This is a genomic window from Bradyrhizobium sp. AUGA SZCCT0283 (assembly GCF_018130385.1).
In the GTDB taxonomy this organism is placed as follows: domain Bacteria; phylum Pseudomonadota; class Alphaproteobacteria; order Rhizobiales; family Xanthobacteraceae; genus Bradyrhizobium.
In genome coordinates this window covers 1-7,681 of the sequence record NZ_JAFCLU010000074.1, presented here as the reverse complement: position 1 = coordinate 7,681, position 7,681 = coordinate 1, and the positions used below count along the sequence as shown (strand labels likewise).

At 59.4% G+C, this 7,681-nt stretch carries 6 protein-coding genes and 1 pseudogene; 2 read left to right on the top strand and 5 right to left on the bottom strand.

Features of this window, described 5'->3' with window-relative positions; all coding sequences use genetic code 11:
• Positions 1 to 274 precede the first annotated feature (274 nt).
• Together JQ624_RS37690 and JQ624_RS37685 are read left to right on the top strand one after the other, a co-directional pair.
• Positions 275 to 747, top strand: a pseudogene (locus JQ624_RS37690) (helix-turn-helix domain-containing protein); the annotation flags it as partial.
• Between the two features lie 736 nt (positions 748 to 1,483).
• Positions 1,484 to 1,648 carry a hypothetical protein gene (locus JQ624_RS37685; protein ID WP_212423922.1) on the top strand — a complete coding sequence of 55 codons (165 nt, stop codon included), beginning with the start codon at positions 1,484 to 1,486 and terminating at the stop codon, positions 1,646 to 1,648.
• Between the two features lie 144 nt (positions 1,649 to 1,792).
• On the opposite strand, the gene JQ624_RS37680 is transcribed toward JQ624_RS37685, so the two are convergent.
• The 5 genes from JQ624_RS37680 to JQ624_RS37660 all read right to left on the bottom strand — a co-directional run bounded on the left by JQ624_RS37680 (position 1,793) and on the right by JQ624_RS37660 (position 7,582).
• A complete protein-coding gene (locus tag JQ624_RS37680) occupies positions 1,793 to 2,035 on the bottom strand; it encodes a hypothetical protein (protein ID WP_212423921.1) in 243 nt (80 codons plus the stop codon).
• Positions 2,036 to 4,085: 2,050 nt separating this feature from the next.
• Positions 4,086 to 4,280 (bottom strand): hypothetical protein, encoded by a 195-nt coding sequence (locus JQ624_RS37675; RefSeq protein WP_212423924.1) that lies wholly within the window; start codon positions 4,278 to 4,280, stop codon positions 4,086 to 4,088.
• A gap of 867 nt (positions 4,281 to 5,147) precedes the next feature.
• Positions 5,148 to 5,651 (bottom strand): DNA ligase, encoded by a 504-nt coding sequence (locus tag JQ624_RS37670; RefSeq protein ID WP_249130402.1) that lies wholly within the window; start codon positions 5,649 to 5,651, stop codon positions 5,148 to 5,150.
• Positions 5,652 to 6,075: 424 nt separating this feature from the next.
• Positions 6,076 to 6,279, bottom strand: a complete 204-nt coding sequence (locus JQ624_RS37665; protein ID WP_212423920.1) for a hypothetical protein — start codon at positions 6,277 to 6,279, stop codon at positions 6,076 to 6,078.
• Positions 6,280 to 6,639: 360 nt separating this feature from the next.
• A protein-coding gene (locus JQ624_RS37660) for an IS630 family transposase (RefSeq protein WP_212423919.1) occupies positions 6,640 to 7,582 on the bottom strand; the annotation gives its coding sequence in 2 pieces (ribosomal slippage) (positions 6,640 to 7,242 and positions 7,244 to 7,582; 942 coding nt in all).
• Positions 7,583 to 7,681 lie beyond the last annotated feature (99 nt).

Below are 7,681 nucleotides of genomic sequence, written 5' to 3'. Positions count from 1 at the left end.
CTCACGCCCGGCACCCGATCCGCGAGGTCGTCCTTGCCAAAATAACCCGTCGCGTCGGTTGCGCAGCTGTTGTCAAATTGCCCCGCCGGCACACCATCGCCACTATCCCCATAGTGCCCAAACAACCGCGGCTTCGTTCAATCCGGCTTCTATGAGGTCGCGCCCGCGCGCGCGTCCCAGGCCCCGCCGTGCCCACGACCTCACAGAACCCTCAAGATTCCCAAATCAGGTTTGTTCTGATTCAACATGCTGGCTGGAAAGGAGGCCAGCATGGATGGGACGACCCTATTCGGACGACCTTCGTGAGCGGGTGGTGAAGGCTGTCATCAAAGGCGGCCTGTCGAGGCATCAGGCGGCGGCCCAATTTGGAGTGGGCATCAGCACGGCGATCAATTGGGTCCGGCGCTTCCGCGAGACCGGGAGCGTCAAGCCGGACCAGGTCGGCGGCTATCGGCCGAAGAAGATTGCGGGGCCATACCGCGATTGGCTGGTGCAACGCTGCCGGAAGGCGGATTTTACCGTGCGCGGGCTGGTGAGCGAACTCGCCGAGCGTGGCCTGAAAGTCGATTACCGCACGATGTGGGAGTTCCTCCACGCTGAGAAGCTCAGTTATAAAAAAAGACGCTGATCGCCGCCGAGCAGGATCGTCCCGATGTCGCCCGCCGGCGGGCGCAGTGGACCAAGTATCGGAATCGGATCGATCCCACCCGGTTGGTGTTCATCGACGAGACCTGGACCAAGACCAATAAGCTCGAGCAATTCGAGCGGGGCGCCTTTGCCGAGATGCTGGCGCGCCCAAAGGCGATCGAGTTCCGATGGGGAGACTCACGAAGAGAGCGCACCGCGACTACCGATGGCAAGTCTCTCGCTTCATGAGGATGCTTTCGGGTTGGGGTTCTGCGCGAAAGTCAGCATGGAGTGGTGGCGGCTACGGGCCGTCACGCAACGGCAAAACCCTATGGCGATGGTCTCCGTCGGCGTGCTTAATATCAAGATGTCGCGTCGCGAACGGCAGCAACTCGGCACCATCGTTCACGGCGGCAACTATTGATCATGTCACGATTTGCGACGCCGCCGCATATCGTGGCACCGGAGGATGGCCGGATCACCTCCGGCTTGATGATGCACCGCTGAAAATTCAGGAACTCGATGCGCGATGGACCGCCGGCCGCGCCGCGTGGGATCGTTAGCTCGTTGCGCGGTGGAAGCGAGCCTTCGGCCGATAGGAAAAACCGTTAGCGGGCACCTGGTCATGCTCGCTCCCGACGGCCGTCTGTTCGAAAAGCGCGCCTCCGGCGGGGTGGTCTGGTGATGGTCGAACTCCCCATGAACATGACCCCAGTCGGCGAAAACGCTTCCCGACGACGGTCAGTAACAGCAAAATCCTCCTTCTGCAAACCTGCGGCGGATTAAGTGATCGGCATAACTGAAAGGATATGCATTATCAGCGGCTCGGCAACGACTACCGTCGGAAGCAAGACTAATGGACTGGAATGGTTTTTTGAATTGTCAGGCTTTATTTTTTCACCATGGCTCGTTCCAGCAAAACGGCGAAATGGGGGAACTTGCCATGGCTAACGTTGGAGATCAGTTTCGCTCTTTGGATAGTGATCGGCTGTATCGCGGTGAAGGTGATGGATCTCATTGAGTATCTCAACTGAACAGCCAAACGGCTAGTTTGGTAGCACTCCAAGCTAACCCGAATATCCAGCCGATCATGACTGCCGACGCTACGAGAAAAAAGCTGACGCCGATGAGCCGATCTTTCATACCGTTGATCCGAACGTAAACTTCATGGGCGGTCCGTACCGTGCTGGAAATCTCGCTTTTGCTGATTGAACAACGGCAGCAGCTTCTCGAAAATCTCATCCCGATGCCTGTCGATTTCCCAAGTGAGTGCGTCACTGAAGCCGGGCACATAGGCGTGGATCGTTTCACGGTCGATCGAGACCTTTGTCGGCGTTCCATCGAGGTTTTCCCAGCCGCTCAGGGCGCTGCCGTCCCATTCAATGGTCTCCGTGCGATTAATCGACAAGCTGGCCTCCACGAAGCGCCTTCGGTGATAACCATGTCACTGCCCTCAGCCCAGAGGAGCAGTAGCACCTATTGCTGTAAAAAAGCATCGGTGGGAAAGCTACCAAGGATGGGTACTCATTAGGCCGTAAGCTGCGCTTGCTGCTTAAAGTGGGGGGTGCTCGACTATTTCATCGCCTTCATTGTCTCTTTCGAGAAGAGATAACCGGGAAACCGCCCCCCTTCGTGCTATGAACTGCTCAACCGTGGGAGTAACGCTCCGTTCTAGCTCGTCGACGGCTTGAAGGGCGCCTTTCTTTAGGTAGGGTCGAGAGTCAAGGCGCCGAAGCGGCCAGCGCCCCCGGCCGAGACTCCACCGCACGATTGGAGATGTTCGCAATTTGAGCGCGAAAATGCCGGGGCAGTGTTTTTCGCCAGGAGGGGTCGTCTCTAGAATTTTTTTTGTCCTAAGTCGGCTTACGCACAGACGCCCCACTTTCCGCGTTTCAACATAATATCCCCGGCCACCAGCCGCAGCGGCACTGTGGCCTACGTGAACTGCGACCTCGGATGTACAGGCGCAGGACGCGGATTGGACGGGGACATAGGCGTCAAACGCGATGGGCTGGGCTGGCCTTCCGCATGCTGAGTGGCGGAAAAAAAGAGGAAGGCGCTGGCGGGCGCTGAAGCCAACATTTGTTATGGTGACGGCTGCAGGATGGGCGCAACATCCAGCGGTCTGTTCTCCTCAGGCTGCTAATGCTGCAAGGGCCCTGGCTGCGTCCCCGAGCCGGGGCCTTTGGCGCTTTTGAAGCCTGCCGCGGTCCCACTCAACAGGGACGGCGAACGAAAAACGGCCCAGCGCTCTGCGAGGAGGTAGCTGGGGCCGCCGTCTTCCGGTTTGGCTTTGGGGCTGATCTCCCGGAAGACCAGATTGACTCTTTCGTGAGGCGCCGTTCCTTCAGCTCAACTTATATTCTGTGACAGCTTGCCGGCTTCTGATGCGCTGCCGGGCCTGCCCTTTGTCGGCCGCCGGACAGACGATGCTGCGATAAGGGGGCTATTCTGTGCGGCCCCTGGCGTCCCGCCAGGCCCCACGAGTGATGGTGGTTCAGGTGCGTCGCGTGTTGCCGGGGCCGCTACACCGATCGCCAGCAAAAGATCACAAGCATCGCTAATAGAAACGGCCCCAGCACCCTGGGAGGGAGAACCTGGGGCCGTCATTCCAATGCGCCAGGGCTTCCATGAAACTGGCGCCCCCATCAATGCGCGCGAGGCCATCCCGTTCCCATGCGTGGATAATCAAAGAACGGCCTGATATCGGCGCCTGCGGCGTTAGCCGATATCTCGCCGGAGGCAACCCGTTCAAACAATACCGGTGCCAATCTCTTAAGACGGAGAGTGTGTAGGATTTCGAATCTCCGTGTCCGTCATCTAAAATACTAACCTCATTTCCCCAAGCGTGATTATCTGAGCGCGCTGCGTGCGCCGCCCAATTCTGCCAAGATATGACCCGGCTTGAAAAGGCTGTTCTGGGGGTCCACGCATCCCGATGTGTGCGGCGCGACGAACTGTCCGAAGCGGCGGCCGTGGTGCGATGGCGGTTAGAAGGCGCGGCCTCGCCAGGAATGAAAAGAGAGCGCCCCGGCCGGCCCGGGGTCGCTGCTGCTTATTGATGAAAAGACTTTCCCTCCGAACAGTGGTACTGATTCGCTTTCTCCAAGGGAGGATTGCGAATGCGTATCGTCCTGCCTTATACCGCCATTGTGACCTGCATTGTGATGAGCGTTTGGCTTGCACTTGTTGCCGCGCTTTAGCCGCAGCAACCGCTGGCCGGCGGTGCGGTTCGCTGTCAGTCGGCGGCAGGGATGTCGAGCAAATCGTGATCGGCGAAGGGCTTGCGCACCCCTATGTGTGCAGCGGCACTTCCATTCAGGCAGCGCGGCTTCCTTCCTTGGAAGGCCGGCGATGTAGTTGGCGGCATCCCTGAGGGTCAGGAGCGGCTTGCCCTTCGGCGGCGGGGTTGGATGGTCAAACTCACCGCTGCCAGCCGTGTTCTGCAGCCACAGAGCTTATCGCTCTGGTCCGTTGCCGCGGCTTTCGAACTGAAGGTCAACGGGCGTCAGCGTGGCGCGCGCAATGAGGCGGTTGCCTTCATATCTCGCCGCTAAATCCAGAAGACGCCGCTTGATGAAAGGGTCGATTGCTTTCTCAGCCAGATCGCGCACCATCCGCGCGCGCTGCATCCTGAATTGCTCATCCAACATGGTCAGCCCCAAACGCTACAAACTGAAAACTGGACATTATCTGAGTCCGAAGGCGGGAAGAATAGGTAGCGGTTGGGGAACAGCGGAGTCGGCAGCTATTTCGTCGCGGGGGGCTGGCTGCCTAATTTCCCAAGGTCGTCCAAGAAGCTGAGCGCGATATCGATCTTGGTCAGCTCCCCCTCGATCCACTCACGTTGCTCTACGCTCGGACTTTGTTTTAGCTGCTGCTCCAGTTGCAGCTTCCGGGTGCGGAGATTCTCGATGATAGTCGTAGCGTGCTAGCCGCCGCGGGCCTCCGAAGCTATCCCTCTGCAGCCCCATCGCAACTAAACGCGCGTGTTAAGCTTTATAGGCGCGCTGCGGGTTAATTCTGGAACTGTGGGGCGCGCCCATGCTGCACGGGCAGGATTCCCGCAATCTTACGGGTCCAAATTCCGAGTCGTGGGTAAAAAGCGAACCGACGCTGATCTCTTTTCTGATCTAAGATCTTCGCGTTTCATCACGTTCGGAATGTTTGCGAACCAAGCCCGGCCACCAGCCGGGCTTTTCGTTTGGGAAAAGAAACGGCCCCAGCAGGGCAATCGGGGCTGGGGCCGTTATCCAACGCGCAGGCCGAGACGTTCCGACGTACATCTAAAACGCACCCGCCCGTTCCTATAGCGGGGCCGCCGCAGGGGGCGGCGGGCTCCCTCGACGACCCCTGTCGACTGCTCCCGTTGACCCGCGGTCGCAGCCAACATGATTTCAACGGCCCTTTGTCCGAGCGGTTTCTATGGTTCCCCACATTGCCTAGCGGTCCCCATGCTGGCGTGTCGAAGAAAGCAGCCCATGGACTGCAGTGAGCCGCGGTAAGCTCGCAAGATGCCTCTAGCTCCACTCCTCCTCACGCTCTCGCCGGACGGCTTCGCACAGCGGGTTCTTTGACTTCAGCCAGGTCTTGGACGGGCCGCTCCGATAGGGCGCATCCAGCCGCTTGGAAACGATCCCCTCAAGGCCAAGCCGGCAGGCATGGGCAAAGGCCGTTGGCCCGTCGCGATCGAAATGTTCGTTGTAGATGATCGCATCGGCGCGGCCGGCCAGGATCTTGGCCAGGCGTTGCTTCCGGTTGCCGAGCAACTCGTTCCGCAGGTGGTCTGCCTGCAGTTCGATCAGGTCGAAGGCGGCGAGGGTCACTTCATGCGCTCGCCGGCCAAACCGAAGGGCGTCAAAGTCAGACATCCCGTCTGGCCGGCAGATGACCGCCTCGCCATCAATCAGGAAGGACTGGGGCCGGAGCCGCTTGGCGGCGTCCACGATCGAGGGAAAGCGTTCGGACCAATCGTACCCGCCCCGGGTGAAGCAACGCACCCGGGCGCCCTCCCTGCGAACCATGAGGCGGAATCCGGTGTTTAATTTCGTGGACCCATTCAGGGCCGGACGGCGGCCGGATCGCCTTTGTAGGCCGGCAAGGTTCGATAAACCCGCAGAGGGCCCGGGCGGGTTTACGCGATACGGGCATGAGATAGGCGACGACGACGATCCGACGGACACCATGCGCCGAGCGAACAATCTTGCCGTTTGTTCCCGGCTCGGTCTCGCTCTGTCCTCCTGTGAATTGCTTAGGCTCCGTAATTCTACTTGGACTGTTTGTCTCGCTCGGCAAACGCCTTGGCAGCCTCTCGGGCCTGATCGCTGTCCATCATTTCAGAACTCAGCCGCGACCCGGAAGGTCGTCCCAGTAGAAATAGACGCTCGGCCGTCCGTCAGAAAATAGGACTTCATATGGCACGGGTTCGTGCGATGCGGATCAACGTCGTCAGTCCCAGAGCGTATTTTGCCCGGTGATCGTGAGATACGGAATACCTTCGCGCATCTCGGCCAGACCGAGTGCGATTAGCCTATCCAGATGCTGCTGGTTGATCAGCCAGGTTCGTTTCGCGGCGACGTCTTTCATCGTCCATCGCAAATCGATCGCATCCAAGCCGAACTCGGCCAGGGGGTCGTTCTTCTCGTTTTCCATCCGCTATTTCTTCGCCTCAGCCCCGACGACGGCCGGATGAAAGGGCCGCCGGAAGCATATCCAGCGGCCCGCCGGGCTAAAAATTGATTGCTTATGAAGTACTCCCACCCGGTCTTCATAGACTTTCACTGCAAGTGGAGGGCGCGAATCAAAAATTATGTCCGCGTCGCAATAGATTCTTTGGCTTACAAATCACCAGATAGTTCGCCTGCGCCTTCCGAGCTGCCAGAGATTGTAAATGAAACGGCCCCAGTTACTGGAAAGAAAACTGGGGCCGTCATTCCAATGCGCGAAGTCAGGGGGCGACGATGACTGGCGCCTCTCTCAACGCACCTAGAAGCGCTTTCCACTTGATGCGGGTCATTGTCCATAGCCAGCATGCCGAAAGTAATTGACGCACTGCTGTGGCGCAAATGTCTTGATGAGTCTGCCGATCAGCTTCCAGAGCGCCTTGACGGTGCGGGCCGCGCCCTTGCGCATTGCCGTTTTGAGTTTGGAGAATGCCTGCTCGATCGGGTTGAGGTCTGGCGAGTAGGCCGGTAGATAGCGCACGCTTGCGCCGACCGCCTCAATCGCCTGGCGCACGCCATCGACCTTGTGGGTGCGCAAATTGTCCATGAAGACGATATCGCCCTTTCTCAGGGTCGGCGTGAGAACCTGCTCGACATATGCAATGAATGTTGGCCCATCCATCGCGCCATCGATGACATAGGGCGCGGTCATGCCATCGAACCTCAGTGCGGCGATGAACGTCAGCGTCTTCCAGTGACCGTGTGGCACGCTCGCGACCAGCCGCTCGCCGCGCGGGCTGCGGCCGTAATGACGGACCATTTTCGTCGTGACCGCGGTCTCGTCAACGAACACCAAGCGCGGCGCCTTAAGAGAAGGCTGCTCGGCTTTCAGCGCGGCGCGCGCAGCCGCAACATCAGGACGATCCTGCTCGGCGGCGTGCAGAGTTTTTTTTGAACGTGATCTCGTGACGATCATAGAAGCGCCAGATCGAGCTCGTTCCAACCTTGAGCTTCTTCGCGCCGCTGAGCCGCAAGCGGATGTCATCAAGGGTCAGGTCAGGCTCCGCGGCGATAAGATCGAGCAGCCATTGCTCATGCTTGTTCAGCGGCGAGCGGCTATGGCCGGTGCCGGGCTTGGCCTCGACGCTGCCGGTCGTCGTCCAGCGCTCGATCCAGCGGATCGCCGTCGAGGCACCGACGTTGAGCAGACGTGCCGCCTCCCGCGCACTGTCACCCTCCTCGACGATTGAGACGACCCGCACCCGCAGGTCTTTCGAGTATCCCTTCGCCATCGCGCACCCCCGCCGTTGTCGTTGGAGGAACCGAATCTGATTTGCGCGCCCGAGGGAACCCCCTATAACCCTTCCGATTCAAATCAAGCGGAAAGCGCT

Bases quoted from the DNA above. Each gene is read 5' to 3' on its own strand.
- JQ624_RS37685 (WP_212423922.1), top strand. From the start codon at position 1,484: ATGGACTGGAATGGTTTTTTGAATTGTCAGGCTTTATTTTTTCACCAT.
- JQ624_RS37675 (WP_212423924.1), bottom strand. From the start codon at position 4,280: ATGTTGGATGAGCAATTCAGGATGCAGCGCGCGCGGATGGTGCGCGAT.
- JQ624_RS37670 (WP_249130402.1), bottom strand. From the start codon at position 5,651: ATGGTTCGCAGGGAGGGCGCCCGGGTGCGTTGCTTCACCCGGGGCGGG.
- JQ624_RS37665 (WP_212423920.1), bottom strand. From the start codon at position 6,279: ATGGAAAACGAGAAGAACGACCCCCTGGCCGAGTTCGGCTTGGATGCG.